Source organism: Streptosporangium saharense, assembly GCF_014203715.1.
GTDB classification, from domain to species: domain Bacteria; phylum Actinomycetota; class Actinomycetes; order Streptosporangiales; family Streptosporangiaceae; genus Streptosporangium; species Streptosporangium saharense.
Genome location: NZ_JACHJP010000011.1, coordinates 16,097 through 34,591 on the forward strand (window position 1 = coordinate 16,097; position 18,495 = coordinate 34,591).

An 18,495-nucleotide genomic window follows, 5' to 3' on the forward strand; every position below is an offset into this window, starting at 1 on the left:
GGTCCGTACGGTGCCGGGCGGTGAGGGACAGCCGGGATCGTGGCTGTTTGGCAGACTCTGGCCATGGTGAGTGGACGGGTGCGTGTCGGCATCCTCGGGCCCCTGGTGCTGGAAACCGACTCCGGCCCGGTGCGGGTGGGGGGTGTGCGGCTGCGGGTGTTGCTGGCCCGGTTGGCGCTGGAGGCCGGGCGTGCCGTACGGCCCGCGACCCTGGTCGAGGAGTTGTGGGACGAGGAGGCGCCGGAGGATCCCCAACGCGCGTTGCAGTCGCTGGTTTCCCGGTTGCGGCACGTCCTGGGTGATCCCGGGCTGCTCACTTTGGGTCCCGCCGGATATCGGCTGGCCGTCGAGCCGGAGGCGATCGACGTCGTCCGGTTCGAGCGGCTGGCCCGTGAGGGACGGCGGCTGCACGCGGAGTCCCGGCCCGTGGAGGCCGCCGCCGTACTGCGTGAGGCCCTGGGTCTGTGGCGGGGGCCCGCCCTGGCGGACGTGCGGGAGGCGCCGTTCGCCGAGGCCGAGGCAGAGCGGTTCGGGCGGGCCCGGCTGGCCGTTCTGGAGGACCGGATCGAGGCCGAACTCGCGCTGGGCGCCGACCCCGACCTGGTCGCCGAGCTCGAATCGCTGACCGCCGCGCATCCGCTGCGGGAACGGCCGCAGGCCCAGCTCATCCGGGCCCTGGCGCTGAACGGCCGGGGCGCCGAGGCACTGGCCGCCTACCAGCGGATCCGTGACCTGCTCGCGGACGGTTTCGGCAGCGATCCGGGACCGCACCTCCGGGAGGCCCACCTGGCGGTGCTGCGTGGCGCGCTCCCCCGGTCCCGCCGGTCGCACGGCAACCTGGACGTCCCGCTCACCAGCTTCGTCGGCCGTGACGAGGACGTGCGCCGGGTGGTCGAACTGCTCGGCGACGTACGGCTGGTCACCCTGGTCGGTCCGGGAGGAGCGGGCAAGACCCGGCTGGCCAACGCCGTCGGAGGGCGGCTCACCCCGTCGGGCGGGGTGTGGTTCGTCCCGCTTGCCCCGATCGGCGCGGACGACGTGCCCCGCGTGGTGCTCGACCTGCTGCGAACACGTCAGGAGGGTGGGCCGTCCCGGCCCGTCACCCCGGAGGAGATCCCCGGCCACCTGGTCGAGACGATCGCCGACGACGACCTGGTCCTGGTGCTGGACAACTGCGAGCACGTGGTCGAGGCCGTCGCGACGCTCGCCGCGACCCTTCTCACCCGCTGCCCGGGGCTGCGGGTGCTGGCCACCGGCAGGGAGCCGCTGCGGATCGACGGCGAGACCCTGCACCCGGTGCTCCCGCTGGAGCTGCCGGAACCGGGGGCGAGCGCCGAGCGGGCCCGCGCCTGCGCGGCGGTCCGCCTGTTCCACGACCGGGCCGCCGCGGTACGGCCAGGCTTCGTCCCCGAGGGCGGCGCGCTGACGGCGGTGGTCGAGATCTGCCATCGTCTGGACGGCCTGCCGCTGGCGATCGAGCTGGCCGCGGCGCGGTTGCGCGCCCTGCCGGTCGAGGCGGTCGCGGCACGGCTCGACGACCGCTTCCGGCTGCTCACCGGCGGCAGCCGTACGGCACTGCCACGGCACAGGACGCTGGGCGCGGCGGTCGCCTGGAGCTGGGACCTGCTCGACGCCGGGGAAAGGACGCTGCTGGAGCGGTTGTCGGTCGTGCCCGGCACCTTCGCCGAGGACGCGGCGGAGGCGGTCGGCGGGGTGGGTGACGTCCGGGAGACGCTGGCGGCGCTGGTGGACAGGTCCCTGCTGCATCCGGTGGAGCCGGCCGATCCGGTCGAGCCGCGCTACCGGGTGCTGGAGACTATCAGGGAGTACGGCCTCGCGCGGCTGGCTGAGCGGGGTGAGGCCGAGGCCGTACGAGAACGGTATGCCGCGTTCCTCCTCCGGCTGGCCGAGACCGCGGACCCACAGCTGCGCACGTCAGGTCAGCTGCGCTGGCTGGTCCGCCTGTCCGCGGAACGGGACAACCTGTCGGCCGCGATCCGGTGGGCGGTGGAGTCGGGCGACGCCGACCTGGCGGTCCGGTTCGGTGTCGCGCTGTGCTGGTTCTGGTTCCTGCGGGACCACCCGCCGGAGTCGCTGGACCTGCTTGGCCGGATACTCCGGGTTCGCGGTCCGGCCGAATCGCGAGCACGCGGGCTGGTGGTCGTCGCGCACGCGCTCGCCATGACCGAGGTCGTCGGTGAGCCAGACGAGGGGCAGGAGACCTTCGACCGGATCGGGAAGGCGCTCGGGGACGCCTCCGGGGACCACCCCGTCCTGGAGATGGCCCGGCTGGCGCTCGCCGTAGGCGCGGGCGCACCGGACATTCCCGGCTCCCCCGTCGAGGTGGCGGATCCGTGGGACCGGTCGCTGTCCCTGCTGGTCAGGGGTGTGCTGGCGATGAACACCGGGCAGCCCACGGAGGCGACGCGTCTGCTGTCGCGGGCGCTGGCCGGGTTCGAGGAGACCGGCGAGCGGTGGGGGCTGGGGACCACGCTGAGCACCCTGAACGCGGCGGCACAGCGGGCGGGCGAACCGGTCTCGCCCGCGCTGGCGGAGCGGGCCAGCCGCTGCTTTCAGGAACTCGGCATGCCCGAGCACACGACGGAGAGCGAGGTCGCCGCCGCGCTTCACCTGGCCCGGATCGGTGACGTGGACGGCGGGCGGCGACGGCTGACGGACCTGCTCGCCCAGGCGGCGCGGACCGGGTCGGCGGAGTCGCGGACCCAGGTGTGTCTCGGCCTGGCACGGCTGGAATGGCAGGCCGGACGACCGGAACAGGCCCGCGAACACGCCGAGGCCGGACTGACCGAGGCCCACCCCGGCCGGTCCACCCCGCACCTGACCGCGTTGCTGCTGGCCGTACTCGCCCACGTGGACGTCGCGGAAGGAGCGCCCGACGAGGCGGCGCACCGGCTCGACCACCCGGCGGTACACCTGACACTGGCCTGGCGCACACCGGTCGCGGCCTCGATCGCGGTCGCCGCCGCCGCGATCGAACTGTGCCGTGACCGGCCAGGACGGGCGGGACGACTGCTGGGAGCCGCCGCCGTGCTGCGGGGCCGGGACGATCCCGACGATCCCGACGTACGGCTGATCGCCCGGCGGGCCACGGCGGTCCTGGGGGTCGCCGGGTTCACGGACGTGTACGCCGTGGGCGCGGCGGCGCAGCGGGTCGAGGCCGAGGAACTGGTGGTCGCGGTCATCACCGCCTCGGGGGCGGACGCCGGGACACCCTCGACGGAGGCGAGGGGGCTGTCGTGAGGATCGGTGGTTGCCCATGTCTGCGGATTTCCGCTCGTTTCCACGGGCCACGTGGGTGTTATATCCGGGTTCACGGACGTGTACGCCGCGGGTCGAGGCCGAGGAACTGGTGGCCGCGGTCATCACCGCCTCGGGGGCGGACGCCGGGACACCCCCGCCGGAGGCGAAGGGGCTGTCGTGAGGATCGGTGGTTGCCCGTGTCCGTGGATTTCCGCTTGTTTCCGCAGGTCACATGGGTGCTACATCCGGGTTCGCGCGTACGTTCGCAGTGCGTCACGGACGAAAGCCGCCCCTGCGGCGTCGTCATACATGGCGGTGAAGCGGGGGTCGTCGACGAACATGTCCGCGATGCCGTTCACCATCTCGATCGAGCGTTCCCGGTCGCCCTCGGCGGTGGGGGTGCCCGGGATCTGGCTCAGCCACCGGACGTGCCGGGCGGCCAGTGACTGGGCGTGTTCCGAGGCCGGTGAGTCCCCGGCCTTGGCCGCGGCGACCCAGGCGGCGACGAGGTCGTCGGTGTCCCGCTTCCAGGCCCGCTGCTGGTCGAGGCTCTTGCCATGCCACCAGTCGTTGCTCACCTGGAACGCGTGCTCGCCCCACCGCGAGATCACCTCGTCCTTGTAGAGATCGTTGAACCCCGACAGCATGACGTCCATCCGCGGTTCGGCCCCCGCCTGCAGGGCTTCGAGGGTGTGACGCACCGACCGGATCCGCCGTTCGACGCGGTCGCGTTCCTCCTCCAGCTCGGCGATGTGGGCGCGCAGTCCCTCGCACGTGTCCACCTCCTCGGCCAGGACCTCGGCGATGGCCGGAAGGCCCATCCCGAGGCGGCGCATGAGCAGGATCCGCTGGAGCCGGGCGACCGCGACGGCGTCGTAGTGGCGGTGCCCGTTCTCACCGACCCGGGACGGGACCAGGAGCCCAACGTGGTCGTAGTGACGCAGGGTGCGGCTGGTGATGCCGGCCCGCGCCGCGAGTTCCTGGATCGTCCACTCCACGGTTCCAGTGTCACCTGAGGCGGAGCGTGGTCGCGATGATCTCCGAGGCGTCGGCGTGCAGGGCCTGCGCCGCCGTCTGCCCGGTCTCCGCCAGGTAGGTGTCGACCAGCCGGTTGCCCGCGGCGTACCCGGCGCCCATCGGCAGCCCCACCGGGGTGACGCCGAGATGCTCGGCGCCGGGGTCGCCGTGCACCCAGGCGGTGAAGTTCCGCATGCCCGTCACGTCGAGCCCGGTGAGCACCTTGTCGAAGACCGCGTCGTCGTGAAGGTGCGGCACGCCGATCCGGGTGGGGCCGAGCTCGTCGCCGTAGAGCTGACGGGCGAAGGCGTCGGCCAGGCCCTCGCCGACGATGTGCTCGCCGACCGTGACGGTCATCGGGTCCCACACGACCCCGCCCGGGCTCCACCGCAGGTTGTGATGGAGTTCGTGCACGGCGGTGGCCTCCAGCCGCTCCACGTTCTCGGGGAAGGGCCAGAACGTGATGGCGATGTTGCCCGAGATGCCGCCGAACCCGGTCAGTCCCAGGCAGGGGCCCATGAAGTGCCTGTCACCCGGATCGCCGAGGACGAACAGCACGGTGATGTCCGGGGCCTCCAGTCCCGGCGTGGCCTCCAGCAGTACGGCGAGCGCGTCGTCGAGCGCGCGTCGCATCCGCTCCCAGGCTCCGGCCGCCGCCAGGGTTTCGAGCGCGTCGAGGCAACGCTCCTCGTCGCGGTCGATGGGGAACCCGCACGTCGCGAGGTGCACGGCGACCAGGTCGAGCTCGCCGGGGTGGTAGCGGTACATGCCGCTGTTGAGCTCCAGCATCGAACGCAGCAGGTCGGCGCGGTCCGCGACCGGGGCCAGCAGGATCCGCCGCATGGCGGAGTAGGTGTCGAGGACGGTGATGGACATGGCGCCGATGCTAGAAGTTGACGCAGCGTCAACGTCAAACCAGCGGTTTGCCGAACATGGCGCAGGTCACCGCGCTCTGGAAGGCCTGGGTGGCCTTGGCGAGTTTGGGGTCGGTCTCGAACTCGGCCCAGAACTCCGTCGAGACGAGAACCGACGCCGTACGGCCACCGGCACGGTCGGTGATGTTGGTGGTGAGGTAGCCGGGGATGCCGCCATCATGACCCCAGAACGTGCCGCAGGGGGTGGCGGCCGTCTGGATGCCGAGCCCGTAGCCGGGGCCGTCCGGCTGCCGCGCGTCGATCGGTAGGGTCGCGCGCATCTGCGCGAGCTGGGCGGCGGGCAGCAGCTTGCCCGACATCAACGCCGTGGAGAACCGGGCCCAGTCCTGCGCGTTCGAGACCATCGCCCCGGCCGCCCCACCCCATCCGGGGTCGTTGCCCGAGACGTCCACGTGGCCGTGGCGGCGCGTCCCGGCGAAGTTCCTGAACCAGACGGGCACCTCGGGCGGCATGTGGGCGGCGTCCCGTTCGTAGCCGTGGGCGTACGGCCCGCGCCAGGTGGAGTCCGTGGCGTAGTAGGTGTGGTTGAGACCGAGTGGCCTGGCGATCCGGTCCCGGACCAGGTTCGCCAGGCTCGTCCCGGTGGCCCGTTCGAGGACGGCGCCGATCGCGGCGTAGTTGGTGTTGCTGTAGGACCACTTCGTGCCGGGTGCGAACAGCGGGTCGTGCTTCACCCCCACGGCGAGCAGTTTCGCCGAGGTCCACCGCTGCCGTTCCCTGCCGACTATCGACGGCCGGAGCGCGGGGTCCTCGGTGTAGTCGAACAGGCCGCCGGTGTGGTTCAGCAGCATGCGCAGCGTGATCGCCTTACCGTTGGGCACCTTGCCCGGCAGCCACTTCTCCACCGGGTCGGACAGGGTGAGCTTGCCCTCGGCGACCAGTTGGAGGACGAGCGTGGCCACCATGGTCTTGGTGTTGGAGCCCATCCGGTACTCGTCCGTCGCCGTGAGCAGGTGGTCCTGCCTGGTCCAGGGGGCCTGTTCGACGATCTCGACCGGGTGGCCGTGGCCGTCGTCGATCCGCGCGATCACGCCGGGCGCCCCGGCCGCGACCAGCTCGCGTGCCAGCCGCCGGAGTTGTTCGGTGTTGTCGCCGGTCGTTGAGGCGACAGCCGGGGAGGCCATGGCGACGCTCGCCGCCAGCGCGAGGGCCACGGTCCTGTGCGGGCGGCGCCGTACGACAAAAAAGGTTCGGGACATCGGCCTGTTCCTTTCGGAGGTGGTGGACGTCCCCACCCTCGGGCCCGCCGCTCACAGACCGCACTCAGCGCGCTGTCAGCCGTCCGCCAGGAGGACTGTGCACGCGGTGCCCCGCGTCCTCGACGGTCACCATCCCGCACGTCCTGGCCAGCGCGCCCGGCGAGACGTGGCTGCTCGGACCGCCGCTGACCAGCAGCGTTGACGCGCTGATCGCCCGCAGGCGTGAACTCCGTGATGATCGGTTCGAACAGACGCCAGTTTCGGTGACCGAATCGAGGGGTTCGCCCGGTGGCGCCTCATGGCCGTGGGCGGCGAAACCGTCCCGGGTGGCGGCACTGCTACCCAGCGCGTGGAGCATCCTGTGGGCCGGTCTCGCCGCAGGCGAGCGTCACCTCGCGGAAGGAACGGAGGGAACGGTGAGCGCCTCGGCGACGGTGAGGCTGTCCTCGTACACCGCGTACCGGACGACCAGCCCGTTCCGCACGGTGAGGTGGACCGCGCACAGGGCCGTGTACGGCCTGCCGGTGGCCCGTACCGTCTGCCGGATGTCGCCGAGGATCACCGCCTCCGTCCCGTCGACGACGATCCCCGACACCGTGCCCGCCGACTTCTCCGGGACGTGGAAGGCGGCGATCTCCCTGAAGTGGCCGGCGACGTCGGCGCGGGTCGAGCGGGGGCGGATCCACGGCACCGCGGGATGGCCCTCTTCCGGCCAGTCGAGCCGCCACTCGACGCGCTCGGCGAACAGTTCGGCGATCCGGTCCGGGTCCCCCTCCCCCAGACGGCGCAGGAACGCCTCCGCCGTGGCGCGGGTGACGGTCTCCTCGGCCGGAGCGTCCACGGTGAACTGGTACTCACGCAGGATGAGCCCGTTCTCCCCGAGGATGAGGAGGACCCGGCCGGTCCAGGCCACCTCTCCCCCGGCCTCGGGGACCATGTGGACGGTGAAGGCGAGCGCGTCGTGGTGGCCGGTCGCGTCGCCCTCGGCGCGGAAGACGAATCCGCCGTCGCGCACCAGGTCCTCGTACGCCCTGGTGACGTGGCTCTCCAGGGCGTCGTGGCCGTGGCGGGTCGCGGCCTCGGTGATCCGGACGCCGTCGGGATCCCACAGGCCGACGATGGCCCGCCGCCGCGCGACGGGGTCGGGCTCGTGCCACACCGCGACATATCGGTCGATGAGCTGATCGATGTTCACGACCAGGACGCTATTCCGCTTCCCTGCCATCCTGTGTCAGTGAACCGAGGCGGACTTTCGCTATATGGAGTCCTGGTTCACCAGGACGATCTTGCCTCGGGCGTGGCGGCTCTCGCTCAGTTCGTGCGCGGCGGCGGCCTCGGTGAGCGGGAACGCCGCCGCGACCGGTACCCGCAGCCGTCCCTCGTCCGCGAGAGCGACCGCGACGGCCAGCCCGTGCACCGCCATCGGGTCGGCGGGGGCTCCCACGGCCTCGCCCGTCTTGTCGTCCGGGGCGCTGTGCGACAGGTGGACACCGAGGGCAGCCGCGGCGGGGTCGGGGACGATCGTCACCACGCGGGCCGGGTCTCCGGCGATGGCGACCAGGTCGGGCAGCGCCCCTCCGGCGCAGTCGAACACCGCGTCCACCCCGTCCGGCGCCAGCGCGCGGACCCGTTCGACGAGTCCCGTCCCGTACGTCGTCGGCTCGGCCCCGAGGGAGCGTAGGAAGTCGTGGTTGTGCTCGCTCGCCGTACCGATGACGGTGGCGCCACGGGCGGCCGCGAGCTGGACGGCGAGCGTGCCCACCCCACCGGCCGCGCCCTGCACGAGCACGGTGTGCCCGGTGCCGACGGCGAGCCGGTCGAGGACCCGGGTCGCCGTCTCGACGCCGCCCGCCGCTCCGCCCGCCTCCTGCCAGGTCCACGCGGCCGGTTTTGGCGCCCAGGCGGACAGGATCACGAAGTCGGCGTTGGCGCCGCGCCTGGTCATGGAGGTCATGCCGAACACCTCGTCGCCGACGTTCACCCCCGTGACGCCCTCGCCGACCTCGTCGACCACGCCCGCGGCGTCGAATCCCGTCCGGTAGGGGAAGGCCAGGGGCACCATGTCCCGCAGCCGCCCCGCGCGGAGGGCGGTCTCCCCCGGCGAGATTCCCGACGCCCGCGCGGCGACGCGGATCTCGTTCGGTCCCGCGTGGGGCTCCTCGACCTCGGCGACGTGCACGACGGAGGCGGGGCCGTACTCGGTGAACTGGACTGTTCTCATGCGCCAGACCGTAACGGAGCACCCCGTCCGTTTGACTAAAGTGAGAGCGATGACGGCCCAAGTGGGAAAGCGGCTGCGCTCCGACGCCCGCGACAACCGTGACCGCATCCTTCTGGTCGCCCGGCTGGCCTTCGCCGCCGACGGTCTCGACGTGCCGATCCGGGAGGTCGCCCGGCGTGCCGGGGTCGGCGTCGCGACGGTCTACCGGCACTTCCAGACCAAGGAGGCGCTGCTTGAGGAGGCCTTCGCCGAGCAGATGGCCTCCTGCTCCGTGCTCGTCGAGGAGGGGCTCGCGGCGGACGACCCGTGGAGCGGGTTCCGTCTGGTGATCGAGCGGCTCATGGAGGCGCACGCCCTCGACCGGGGTTTCGCCCGCGCGTTCACCTCGCGGCTCTCCCAGGCGCCCGACTTCGCCGCCGACCGTGACCGCGCGCTGCGCATGCTTCATGAGCTGGTACGGCGTGCGAAGGCGACGGGTTCCCTGCGGGCGGACTTCGTGCTTGAGGACGTCTGCCTGGCGTTGATGGCCAACGAGGGCATCCGTGCCGAGACGCCGGGGATGCGGGTGGCCGCCTCGCGCCGGTTCGCGGCCCTGATGATCCAGTCGTTCCAGGCGGATCCCGTCTCGGCGCCACTGCCGCCCGCCGTACGATTGCCCCTCTCTTTTGAGGCTTTCGCCTCATAAATCCGCATAAATCGCGAAAAAGCCTCAAAAAAGGGTTCAACGATACCGTTGAGGCCATGGACATCAAGGATGACGCGCGTCCCGTCGAGGCCGCCTCCGTCATGGAGCTGTTCCCCTCCCGGCCACGGCTGCTCGCCCTGGGAGAGCCGACCCACGGCGAGGACGTCCTGCTCGACCTGCGCGACGAGCTCTTCTGGCAGCTCGTCGAGCGGGAGGGCTACCGGACGATCGCGATCGAGAGCGACTGCCTGGCGGGCCTGGTCGTGGACGACTACGTCACCGGGGGCGCGGGCACCCTCGACGAGGTCATGGAGCGCGGCTTCAGCCACGGCTTCGGCGCGTCCGCGGCCAACCGCGAGCTCGTCCGCCGGATGCGCGCCCACAACGACGGCAGGCCCGCCGCGGAACAGTTGCGCTTCGCCGGTTTCGACGCCCCGCTGGAGATGAGCGGCGCCGCGAGCCCCAGGGCCGCCCTCATGGCGCTGCGCACCTACCTCGCGACCCGGCTGGACGCCGACCTGCTCACCTGCACCGCCGAGACGCTCGATCGGCTGCTCGGCGCCGACGAGCGGTGGACCGACCCCGCCGCGATGATGGACCCCTCCCACTCGGTGGGGCGCTCGGCAGAGGCGGAGCGGCTGCGGCTGCTCGCCGAGGAACTGGTCGCCCTGCTCGACGCGCGTACGCCGTACCTGATCGCGGCGTCCTCGCGGGAGGAGTGGCACCGGGCGCGCCTGCACGGGCGCACCGCGACCGGGCTGCTGCTCTACCACTCCTGGATGGCCGACACCTCGCCGGGCCGGATGGCGAGGCTGCTCGGCCTGCGTGACTCGATGATGGCCGCCAACCTCCTCGCCCTCGCCGAGCGGGGACCGACACTGGTCCACGCCCACAACCGCCATCTCCAGCGGGAGCTGAGCACGATGCGGCTCGGCGCCCTGTCGCTGGAGTGGTGGAGCGCGGGCGCCCTGGTGAGCGCCCGCCTGGGCGGGGAGTACGCCTTCCTGGCCACGGCCCTCGGCACGATCCGGCACCGGGGAGTGGGCGTCCCTCCCCCGGACACCGTCGAGGGCCTGCTGTACGGGCTCCCCGGGGAGCGGCACGTCGTCAACGTCCACGACCTGGTCGCCGCCCTCGGGGACACGCGGCTCGTCCCCCGGTTCTCGCCCTACTACGGCTACTTCCCACTGGATCCCGGCCACCTGACCGACACCGATGGGATCGTCTTCGTCAGGGACGTAGCGAGGTCGTCGTCAGCCGGGGAAACGCCCTGATCTCGGCCTCGGTGAACCGTTCCGTCACCCACCCGCCGCGCGAGAACAGCTCGGTCTGGTCGGCGTGGTACGGCGAGGCCGGGTTGGCGGACAGGGAGTAGGTCAGCACGGTGCGGGTGCGTGGCCCGGCCGGGGTCAGCTCCACGGCCATCAGGAAGCTGGAGCCGGTGTTCACCTCCGGATAACGGCCGTCCTCGCCGAGCGGCTCACCGGTGCGGATCCGATCGAAACACCCCTCCCCCTCGGTGCACCCCGGCACGGGGACGGCGCCGTAGCGCTGGGCCTGTCCCGGCGTGAGCGTCAGCGGGATGCCGTTGGCCGTGAAGAACCGCACGGTGTCGGCCAGCGCGGTCGTCACCACGGGGTTGGCCGTGTCGAGCCCGCGCGGGGTGGTGAGCGGACGCTCGGGGTCGAACGGCACCTTCCACCAGCTGGTCGGCTTGTCAGAGCGCCGGTGCGGGCCGTTCAGCCGCAGGAAGAACTCGCGCCACAGGATCGCGCCACGGCTGTCGAGGCGGGCCCGCCCGTCCCAGGCCGCCAGCGTGGCGCAGGCCCCGCGCACGTCGATCCGCTCGCCATCGCTCGACGTCATCACGGGTCTGGTACGGCACAGCGCGCGCAGGCCGGGGCGGAGCAGTTCGGCGCCCAGGTTGCGTTTGCCGGTGGCCGTCCGCCAGAGGCTCTCCAGCGTGAAGCCGGGAGCGCCGAGCCCGTCGCCGCCGGAGAGCCGCCGGGTGATCATGTCGAGACCGACCCGGGTGCGCAGGTCCCGTTCGGTGTGGACGTCGCCGTAGACGCGGGGGTAGTCCGTGAGCGGGGCCTTCGGGTTGGTCAGCCAGGGGCTGGCGTTGGCGTTGGTCACGTAGTCGGCGCGGGTCAGCCTGGGCTGGGCGGCGGGGCCGAAGATCCCCGGCTCGACCGCGTCCGCGTCCCTGCCCCACAGGCAGGCCGACGTCGAGCCGTCCAAGACGAGCAGCTCGGGGTCGTCCTGGGCGCGGCAGCGCTCGGCCTGCTCGTCGGTGACGTGCGGCACGACCGAGGTGTCGGCGAAGTACGTCCCTCCCTTGACGTCGGCGGCGAGCGTGTAGACGAAGGGCGTGCCCTGGTGGGTGTCCTGCGCCCGGCGCAGTTCGGTGAGGTCGCGGGCGACGGCCATGGCCAGCCACTCGTCGGCGAAGCGCAGGTTGGCGGCGTTGGCGTCGGCCAGGGCGAGCGCCGTCCTGTCCGTCCACCCGCTGCCCAGCACCGGACCGTACCGGGAGGTGAACAGGGTGGTGGTGACGGTGCGGGTCGCGCCCCCGGCGTCCCTGACGGTGACCGAGACCTCCTGCCTGCCCATCGGTTCGGCCCGGCCGTCCACCAGGTAGGAGGTGCGCAGGCCCGGCACCAGTTTGAGCCGGTACAGCGTGAGGTGCTGGGCGTGGGAGACCGTGTGCGTCCAGGCCACGGTGGCGTTGTGACCGATCTGGACCATGGGCGTGCCGTACAGGCTGCCGCCCGACACGTCGAGCACGCCCGGGATGGTCAGGTGGACCTGGTAGAAGCGGCGGCTGCCGTTCCACGGGAAGTGGGGGTCGGCCAGCAGCATGCCGTGGCCGTCGCGGGTGGCCTCGCGCCCGATGGCGTAGGCGTTGCTGCCGGGCGCCGGGCTTCTCCTGACCGGTTGGTCCGGTGTCTGTCCCGCCGCGGCGATGGCCTCCTTGAACGAGGAGCTGCCGCCGAGGCGGCCGAGGTCGAGCAGGTTCGTCCAGACGTCCGTCGCCGTGATGGGGCCGACCCACTCCTTGCCCCGGCAGGTCGGGTCGGGCAGCCGGTCCACGCCCGTCTCGCTCAGGTAGCGGTTGAACCCGGCGACGTAGCCGTCCACGAGCGCCCGAAGCTCGGCGCCGGGGCCGTGCGGCGCGGGACGGGCGAGCACCCGGCGCAGCACGCCCGACGCCTGCACGCCCCTGTAGTACACGTCGCTGACCAGGTTGGAGACCGGATCGACGGGGTCGTCCGACATGGCCTCCGCGCCGAAGTACCGTGACCGCTCACCGCGCAGGGTGAGTACCCACGAGGCCATGACGCACAGGTTGTCCTGCGCGAAGGCGTAGCCGTACCCGTAACCGAGCCCGCCGTGGTCCTTCGCGAGGATGTGCGGCAGGCCGTACTCGGTGCGTCTGATGTCGGCGGAGTAGCGGTCCGCGGCGGCCCGCACCGGCGCGGGCGCCAGCACGAGGAGCGCGCCGACCAACGCGGTCACGAGCGGTACGGCCAGCCGCCGGGCACGGGTGACGATCATCGGGGGTCCTGTTCGAAGTGGGCGTCGTCGGGCGCGGTCACGCGCCTGAGCAGGGGAAGACCGGCGAGGATCACCAGCAGGGCGACCAGCAGCCCGCCCCCGACGGTCGCGAAGTAGGCGGGACCGGGCAGCGCCACCGACACGTTCCTGATCTCCAGCCCGTCGATCACCGGTTCGGCCACGCCGAAGCCCGCGACCGCCGCCACCAGGGCGGCCAGCACCACGGGGACCGCCGTCTCCAGCAGCACCACCCTGGACAGGGTCCGTGTCGGCGTGCCGCACAGCCGCAGCAGCGTGAACGGCCGTCTGCGCTCGACCACGCCACCGGCGACCGCGACCAGCAGGCCGCAGCCCGCGACCAGCAGGGTCAGCGCGACGATGGCCAGCGCGACATGCTCCATCTGGTCGAGCAGCACCTCACGGGCCTGCGCGACCTCGCCGAACGTCTGCGGCGTCTCCGTGCTTCCCGACGCGGCGACGTACGGCATGAGCAGCGTGCGGACCCGTTCACGGACGGCCGGGTCGTCCACGCGGATCAGCACCGCGGCGAGGGACAGCCCGGCGGAACCGGAGGCGGCGGGGTTGCCCGCGTCCACGAACGGCAGACTGCGATCGACGGAGAGCATGTTGTCGCTGGTCAGCAGCCGGTTGAGGTCGGCCTTCACCGTCCGGGAGCCCGGGGTGCACCGGCCGAGCGCCGGGAAGCCGGTCAGGGCGTCGCACTCGACCACGTGCCCGAGCAGGAAGTCGGGGCGGCAGCCGGGGCCGGGGTCGCACGGCGGCGGTCCCGGGGGCGGGGCCGTCGTGCCGGGCCTGCGGTGGATCGGCAGCACGGTGACGCCGGGCTGGGCACGGACCTTGGCCAGCAGTTCGGCCGCCGTGCCGGGTGGAAGCGGCAGGCCGTCGGCGGCGTCGCCGTACCCGAACGACGCCCGCATGACCTCGTTCAGCGTGCCGCCACCCGCCGCCCGCTGGCCGGAGACGACGGCGGGGACGATCCCGGCGACGGCCGTGCCGATGAAGACCGCCAGCACGATCCCGTTGACCGACCGGAAGGCGCCCTTCGGGTCGGCCGCGAGGCGCCGCGCGGCCAGCAGCGTCGCCGCGCCGGAGGTGACGCGGGCGGTCAGCCGGGCGGCGAGCAGCGTCAGCCACGGCCCGGCGACCACGAGGCCGACCATGACCAGCACCAGGCCGACGTCGAGGAGCACCGCGTTCGGCTGCCTGCCGTTCGCGAACACCGGGCCCGCGAACAGCCCGAGCCCCACCAGCAGCGGAATCACCCGCCACCAGCCGGGAGCGGAGGATCGTGTCCTGCGCGCCGCGCCGAGCGGCGTGACCCGCACCTGGCGCAGCGACCACAGGGCGGCACCGGCGGCGGCGAGCGGCACACCGACGACCACGGCGGCGTACTGCAGGGCGGTGGGCGCGACCACGCCGGGGAAGAACCGGGAGCCGGTGATCGTGACGTCCGCCAGGACGGGCCGCAGCGCCTGGAAGAGCACGACGCCGGTGAGCGCACCGGCCAGCGCGCCGAGCGCCGCGTCCACCGAGGCGATCACGTTGATCTGCCGCGCGGTCGCGCCCGCCAGCCTGATCGCCGCGAAGCGCGCCTCGCGCCGGGCGGCGGCCAGGCGGGTGGCGGTGCCGACGAGGACGAGCAGCGGGAAGATCAGGCCGATGGCGGCGATGCCGAAGCCGTGCTCGTACAGGGCCGTGGTCTCGTCCGTTGAGGGGGCGGTGGCGACGGTGTCGACGGCCACGGTTCCGGCCATGGCGGCCAGTTCGCCGGGGGTCCTGCCGACCACGGCGACCAGGTCGTCCGGCCCGGACAGCGCGGCCGTACCGACCAGACCGGCGCGGGTGCCGGGGAAGCGGTCGGCGAGCTGGTCGCGCGGTACGGCGTCCATCAGCTCGGCGAGCGCGGGCGAGACGTAGTAGCGTCCCGCGCCGGGCAACGCGGACAGACCGGGCACGGTCGGCGTGGTCGTTCCCGTGTCGAGGACGGCGACGTCGAGCCGCTTGATCGGGCGGCCCGCGTAGAGGTCCCCGCGGTGGTTCCACAGCACGGCGCCCTGGGTGGCGCCCAGCGCCCAGCCCCCCGGCGCCGAACCGGTCGTGCACTCCCAGCAGGGGCGGTCCGCGGTGGTGCGGAAGGCGTTGAACAGCGCGACCGTGCCCAGCAGCACCGTCACCCCCGTCGCCACGGCGGCGGTGACGAGCGCCAGCCGTACGACCGCCTCCCTGCCGCCGCGCAGTGAGAGCCGCAGACCCAGCCTGAGCGTCATCGCAGGACCTGGCCCGCGTAGGGGTCGGTGACCCTGCCGTCGCGCACCACGACCTCCCGGTCGGCGCAGGCGGCGACCCGGGCGTCGTGGGTCACCACGATCACGGTCGTGCCCTCCTGGCGGGCCAGGCCGACGAGCAGCTCCATGACCTCCTCACCGGCGAGCGAGTCGAGCGCGCCGGTCGGCTCGTCCGCGAAGATCACCTTGGGCCGCGTCACCAGGGCCCTGGCGATGGCCACCCGCTGCGCCTGCCCACCCGACAGCTCACCGGTGCGCCGTTCGCCCAGCTCCTCCAGCCTCAGCCGCCGCAGCATCTCGCCCGCCCTCGGGTAGGCCTGTCTGCGCCCGACCCTGCCGAGCAGCAGCGGAAGGGCGACGTTGTCGGCGACCGTGAGCTCCGGCACGAGCTGGCCGAACTGGAAGACGAAGCCGAATGCGGTACGGCGAAGCTCCGACCGTCTGGCGTCGTTCAGCAGGTCAAGCCGCCGCCCGTCGAACCAGATCTCGCCCGCGTCGGGGGTGAAGATGCCCGCGAGGCAATGCAGCAGCGTTGACTTGCCTGAACCACTCGGGCCCATGATCGCCAGGATCTCCCCCGCCCGCACGGACAGGCTCGCCTCGCGCAGCGCCGGGGTCCTGCCGTAGGAGCGCTCGACGGAACGGGCCTCCAGCAGCGGGCCGGGGCGTGCGTCGACGGTGTCGCTCATGCGTTGCGCACCGTTTCCGCGAGCGCGCCGAGCCTGGCCGTCGTCACGTCGATCCAGCGCAGGTCGGCCTCAAGGTGGAACAGGGCGTGGTCGGCCAGCAGGGCGTCCACGAGGGCGTCACCGCGTTTGATCTCCGAGAGCTCACGCATGCGCCGCATGTGCGTGGCGCGCTGGGCGTCGAGGTAGCCCTGCGCGTCGTGGCCGAGCAGCAACGCCAGCACGACCTTCGTGAACAGCACCGTCTGCAGGAACGGCTCGGCCGCCACCGGCTCGGCCAGCCACCCCTCGACCTCCTGTCTGCCGAGCGGGGTGATGGCGTAGCGCTTGCGGTCGGGGCCGTCGCCGGGTTCGCTCTGCCCGGCCGTGACCTTTCCGTCCCTGGCCAGGCGGCCGAGCGTCGCGTAGACCTGCCCGAACGGCAGTGGCTTTCCCCTGCCGAAGTGGGTGTCGTAGGCGCGTTTCAGGTCGTACCCGTAGCTGGGTTCGCGATCCAGAAGGCCCAGGAGGGCCAGGGGGACTGTCATGGCGGCGACTATACACCGGAGGTATATACGCGGTGCATAAGCTTCTCCGGGCTCAAGGCCGCCGTGCTCGCCTCATATCCACCCGGGTGCCGCGCATGGGCACTCCCTCGTCGTCGAGCAGTCCCTGGGCCCGGCCGCCGTGGCAGGTGGCAGGTGTTCCGTCGGCGTGGACCACCCGCCACCACGGCGCGGCCTCGTCGAGGAGCCCCATCACACGTCCCACCTGACGGGGACCGGTGCCGACCCGCTCGGCGATGTCCCCGTAGGACATGACGGAGCCGGGTGGGATGGCGACGACGACCTCACGGACCGCCTCGACGAGGCTCTCGTTCATGAACGAGGAAGCTGGGTCGCGTGGAGTTTCAGCACCTCTTCGGCGTACCGGTCGAGCTTGTGGGCGGAGGTCAGGAGCTTGGCCTCGTCGTGGCCGTGTTCGGCGCGGTTGGCCTTCTCCTGGTCCCGGTGACGGCGGATGTGCAGCTCTTCCTGGGCGTGTTCGATGAGCTTTTCCAGCGCGGTTTCGATGTTCATGTCCGGAAATATGCCCATCGTTGCGGTGGCTGGGCCCGGCGCACCGTCAAGATTTCCCCCAGCCGGTCTCACCCGGGAGGCGGGTAGACCAGGTGGCCGTCCTGGATCCGCGCGTTCTCGTTGAGGACCGCGGCCTTCGCCGTGGTCGGCGACAGGAGGTGCACGACCGGCACGCCCCTGGCGAGCAGCGCGTCGGTGATCAGCCTGCGATGGCAGCGCCACGGCACCGCCTCGCTGCACATGATCGCCGGTCGTTCGCGCTCGGCCAGGTCGAGCAGCTCGTCCAGACCTTCGGCGAACTCCTCGGTGGCCATGTGGTCGGCGTAGTCGCGGAAGGCCTTGACCCGCCAGGCCCCGTTCGGGCTCGGCACATCCCTGGGCGTGTGCCGACGGCCGCCCAGCCGCGGGATCCACCGGTAGCCGATGTCCGGCGGCAGCGCCTCGACGATCGCCGCCTGATTCCACCGTGGATGCTTGCGCGAGGAGGGAAAGGCCCGGACGTCCACCAGGCCGGTGACCTCGTTCCTCCGCAACATGGTGACCAGCTCGTCGAACTCACGCGTCGAGTGGCCCACGGTGCAGACGCGGTTCGTCACCCCTACACCTTCGTCAGCGCGCCACCCTTGTGCATGGCGATGTGATCGGTCTTGTCGCTCTTGATCTCGTACTGCGGATCGGCCTCCGAGCAGTGGCGCACGTAGCCCTTGAACTCCACATCCTTCGTGTGCTTCCTGATGATCACGCCTTCGACGTGCCCGGCCTCGGAATTCCATCGGACGTGATCTCCGACGGCGAACTGCTGTGCCATGTGGTCCCCCTTCCCTGCCCGGGCGAGCGGGGAAACCTCCTTTGCGGGTCGTCCGGTTTGTCGTGAGACGCGTGACGGTACGGGCCTAGCGACACCACATCACCGGGGGAACCAATGACAACCGTGGTTGAGGCCATGCTCGACACCTATCCCGCCGACCTGGGCGGGGTCGATCCGAACAGGCTCGCGGCCTGCATCGAGGCGTGCGTCACCTGCGCGCAGGCGTGTACGGCGTGCGCCGACGCCTGTCTGGCCGAGCCGATGGTCGGCGGGCTGACCCGATGTATCCGCACCAACGCCGACTGCGCCGTCGTCTGCGCCGCCACCGCGGCGGTTCTCTCCCGCCACACCGGGTTCGACGTCGAGGTCGCCCTGGCCGTCCTCAACGCGTGCGCGACCGCCTGCCGGGCCTGCGGCGACGAGTGCGGGCGCCACGCGGACATGCACGAGCACTGCCGCGTCTGCGCCGAGGCGTGCCGCCGCTGCGAACAGGCGTGCGCCGACCTGATCGCCTCCCTGAAAACCACATTCCCAGCCTGAGCCGCCCCCCGCCCGGGCCAACCATGGACAGCGGACGACTCCTTTCGGTTGCTCAGCGACCCCGAGCAGCTCGTACGGCTGACGCTCCACTCCCGATGAAGGTGTCGTCCTCCTTGTCACCCTTCATCCGTGCGCACGTGAACGTCCTGGGTCTCTACTCCTTCACCATGCCCGGGCTGCCCGGAGGATCACGGCCGCTGGGAGATCCAGGCGACGTCCAC

17 protein-coding genes are annotated in these 18,495 nt (G+C 72.2%); 4 read left to right on the forward strand and 13 right to left on the reverse strand.

Annotated features, from left to right (window positions below; all coding sequences use genetic code 11):
• Positions 1 to 63: 63 nt before the first annotated feature.
• The gene (locus FHS44_RS33780; RefSeq protein ID WP_184722496.1) at positions 64 to 3,261 is read left to right on the forward strand and encodes an AfsR/SARP family transcriptional regulator; all 3,198 of its coding nucleotides are present in this window, start codon (positions 64 to 66) and stop codon (positions 3,259 to 3,261) included.
• Positions 3,262 to 3,500: 239 nt separating this feature from the next.
• On the opposite strand, the gene FHS44_RS33785 is transcribed toward FHS44_RS33780, so the two are convergent.
• From FHS44_RS33785 to FHS44_RS33805, 5 genes are all read right to left on the reverse strand, one after another.
• Positions 3,501 to 4,259 (reverse strand): MerR family transcriptional regulator, encoded by a 759-nt coding sequence (locus FHS44_RS33785; RefSeq protein ID WP_184722499.1) that lies wholly within the window; start codon positions 4,257 to 4,259, stop codon positions 3,501 to 3,503.
• Positions 4,260 to 4,269: 10 nt separating this feature from the next.
• Complete coding sequence (locus FHS44_RS33790) at positions 4,270 to 5,154, reverse strand: DUF2268 domain-containing putative Zn-dependent protease (RefSeq protein WP_184722502.1); 885 nt, start codon at positions 5,152 to 5,154, stop codon at positions 4,270 to 4,272.
• 34 nt (positions 5,155 to 5,188) lie between these two features.
• On the reverse strand, positions 5,189 to 6,412 hold the full coding sequence (locus FHS44_RS33795) for a serine hydrolase domain-containing protein (protein WP_184722505.1): 1,224 nt from the start codon (positions 6,410 to 6,412) through the stop codon (positions 5,189 to 5,191).
• A 388-nt stretch (positions 6,413 to 6,800) separates the two neighbouring features.
• The gene (locus FHS44_RS33800; RefSeq protein ID WP_312863919.1) at positions 6,801 to 7,607 is read right to left on the reverse strand and encodes a nuclear transport factor 2 family protein; all 807 of its coding nucleotides are present in this window, start codon (positions 7,605 to 7,607) and stop codon (positions 6,801 to 6,803) included.
• 60 nt (positions 7,608 to 7,667) lie between these two features.
• Positions 7,668 to 8,633, reverse strand: a complete 966-nt coding sequence (locus FHS44_RS33805; RefSeq protein WP_184722508.1) for an NADP-dependent oxidoreductase — start codon at positions 8,631 to 8,633, stop codon at positions 7,668 to 7,670.
• Positions 8,634 to 8,682: 49 nt separating this feature from the next.
• Between FHS44_RS33805 and FHS44_RS33810 the strand changes: the two genes are divergently transcribed.
• Both FHS44_RS33810 and FHS44_RS33815 read left to right on the forward strand, forming a co-directional pair.
• Positions 8,683 to 9,318, forward strand: coding sequence for a TetR/AcrR family transcriptional regulator (locus FHS44_RS33810; RefSeq protein WP_184722510.1), 636 nt, complete (start codon positions 8,683 to 8,685; stop codon positions 9,316 to 9,318).
• A gap of 56 nt (positions 9,319 to 9,374) precedes the next feature.
• Positions 9,375 to 10,592, forward strand: a complete 1,218-nt coding sequence (locus tag FHS44_RS33815) for an erythromycin esterase family protein (RefSeq protein WP_184722513.1) — start codon at positions 9,375 to 9,377, stop codon at positions 10,590 to 10,592.
• Here the strand turns inward: FHS44_RS33815 and FHS44_RS33820 are convergent.
• The 8 genes from FHS44_RS33820 to FHS44_RS33855 form a co-directional block, all read right to left on the reverse strand.
• Positions 10,549 to 12,876, reverse strand: coding sequence for a penicillin acylase family protein (locus tag FHS44_RS33820; protein WP_184722516.1), 2,328 nt, complete (start codon positions 12,874 to 12,876; stop codon positions 10,549 to 10,551). The genes FHS44_RS33815 and FHS44_RS33820 overlap by 44 nt on opposite strands.
• Positions 12,873 to 15,164: an FtsX-like permease family protein gene (locus FHS44_RS33825; RefSeq protein WP_184722519.1), complete on the reverse strand. Its 2,292-nt coding sequence runs from the start codon at positions 15,162 to 15,164 to the stop codon at positions 12,873 to 12,875. Before FHS44_RS33825 ends, FHS44_RS33820 begins: the two co-directional genes overlap by 4 nt.
• Positions 15,161 to 15,871 carry an ABC transporter ATP-binding protein gene (locus FHS44_RS33830; protein WP_184722522.1) on the reverse strand — a complete coding sequence of 237 codons (711 nt, stop codon included), beginning with the start codon at positions 15,869 to 15,871 and terminating at the stop codon, positions 15,161 to 15,163. Before FHS44_RS33830 ends, FHS44_RS33825 begins: the two co-directional genes overlap by 4 nt.
• A complete protein-coding gene (locus tag FHS44_RS33835) occupies positions 15,868 to 16,395 on the reverse strand; it encodes a PadR family transcriptional regulator (protein ID WP_184722525.1) in 528 nt (175 codons plus the stop codon). Before FHS44_RS33835 ends, FHS44_RS33830 begins: the two co-directional genes overlap by 4 nt.
• Positions 16,396 to 16,447: 52 nt before the next feature.
• Positions 16,448 to 16,729: an MGMT family protein gene (locus FHS44_RS33840; RefSeq protein WP_184722528.1), complete on the reverse strand. Its 282-nt coding sequence runs from the start codon at positions 16,727 to 16,729 to the stop codon at positions 16,448 to 16,450.
• Positions 16,726 to 16,926, reverse strand: a complete 201-nt coding sequence (locus FHS44_RS33845) for a hypothetical protein (RefSeq protein ID WP_184723347.1) — start codon at positions 16,924 to 16,926, stop codon at positions 16,726 to 16,728. Before FHS44_RS33845 ends, FHS44_RS33840 begins: the two co-directional genes overlap by 4 nt.
• 68 nt (positions 16,927 to 16,994) lie before the next feature.
• Positions 16,995 to 17,522, reverse strand: coding sequence for a DUF488 domain-containing protein (locus FHS44_RS33850; protein ID WP_221461639.1), 528 nt, complete (start codon positions 17,520 to 17,522; stop codon positions 16,995 to 16,997).
• A 2-nt stretch (positions 17,523 to 17,524) separates the two neighbouring features.
• Complete coding sequence (locus tag FHS44_RS33855) at positions 17,525 to 17,734, reverse strand: hypervirulence associated TUDOR domain-containing protein (protein ID WP_184722533.1); 210 nt, start codon at positions 17,732 to 17,734, stop codon at positions 17,525 to 17,527.
• 114 nt (positions 17,735 to 17,848) lie between these two features.
• On the opposite strand from FHS44_RS33855, the gene FHS44_RS33860 reads away from it, so the two are divergent.
• Entirely contained in the window at positions 17,849 to 18,274 is a 426-nt protein-coding gene (locus FHS44_RS33860) for a four-helix bundle copper-binding protein (RefSeq protein WP_184722536.1), read from the forward strand.
• The last annotated feature ends 221 nt before the right edge of the window (positions 18,275 to 18,495 follow it).

Bases quoted from the DNA above. Each gene is read 5' to 3' on its own strand.
- FHS44_RS33855 (WP_184722533.1), bottom strand. From the start codon at position 17,734: ATGGCACAGCAGTTCGCCGTCGGAGATCACGTCCGATGGAATTCCGAG.
- FHS44_RS33795 (WP_184722505.1), bottom strand. From the start codon at position 6,412: ATGTCCCGAACCTTTTTTGTCGTACGGCGCCGCCCGCACAGGACCGTG.
- FHS44_RS33840 (WP_184722528.1), bottom strand. From the start codon at position 16,729: ATGAACGAGAGCCTCGTCGAGGCGGTCCGTGAGGTCGTCGTCGCCATC.
- FHS44_RS33815 (WP_184722513.1), top strand. From the start codon at position 9,375: ATGGACATCAAGGATGACGCGCGTCCCGTCGAGGCCGCCTCCGTCATG.
- FHS44_RS33845 (WP_184723347.1), bottom strand. From the start codon at position 16,926: ATGAACATCGAAACCGCGCTGGAAAAGCTCATCGAACACGCCCAGGAA.
- FHS44_RS33780 (WP_184722496.1), top strand. From the start codon at position 64: ATGGTGAGTGGACGGGTGCGTGTCGGCATCCTCGGGCCCCTGGTGCTG.
- FHS44_RS33805 (WP_184722508.1), bottom strand. From the start codon at position 8,633: ATGAGAACAGTCCAGTTCACCGAGTACGGCCCCGCCTCCGTCGTGCAC.
- FHS44_RS33820 (WP_184722516.1), bottom strand. From the start codon at position 12,876: ATGATCGTCACCCGTGCCCGGCGGCTGGCCGTACCGCTCGTGACCGCG.
- FHS44_RS33825 (WP_184722519.1), bottom strand. From the start codon at position 15,164: ATGACGCTCAGGCTGGGTCTGCGGCTCTCACTGCGCGGCGGCAGGGAG.
- FHS44_RS33810 (WP_184722510.1), top strand. From the start codon at position 8,683: ATGACGGCCCAAGTGGGAAAGCGGCTGCGCTCCGACGCCCGCGACAAC.
- FHS44_RS33860 (WP_184722536.1), top strand. From the start codon at position 17,849: ATGACAACCGTGGTTGAGGCCATGCTCGACACCTATCCCGCCGACCTG.
- FHS44_RS33835 (WP_184722525.1), bottom strand. From the start codon at position 16,395: ATGACAGTCCCCCTGGCCCTCCTGGGCCTTCTGGATCGCGAACCCAGC.
- FHS44_RS33790 (WP_184722502.1), bottom strand. From the start codon at position 5,154: ATGTCCATCACCGTCCTCGACACCTACTCCGCCATGCGGCGGATCCTG.
- FHS44_RS33830 (WP_184722522.1), bottom strand. From the start codon at position 15,871: ATGAGCGACACCGTCGACGCACGCCCCGGCCCGCTGCTGGAGGCCCGT.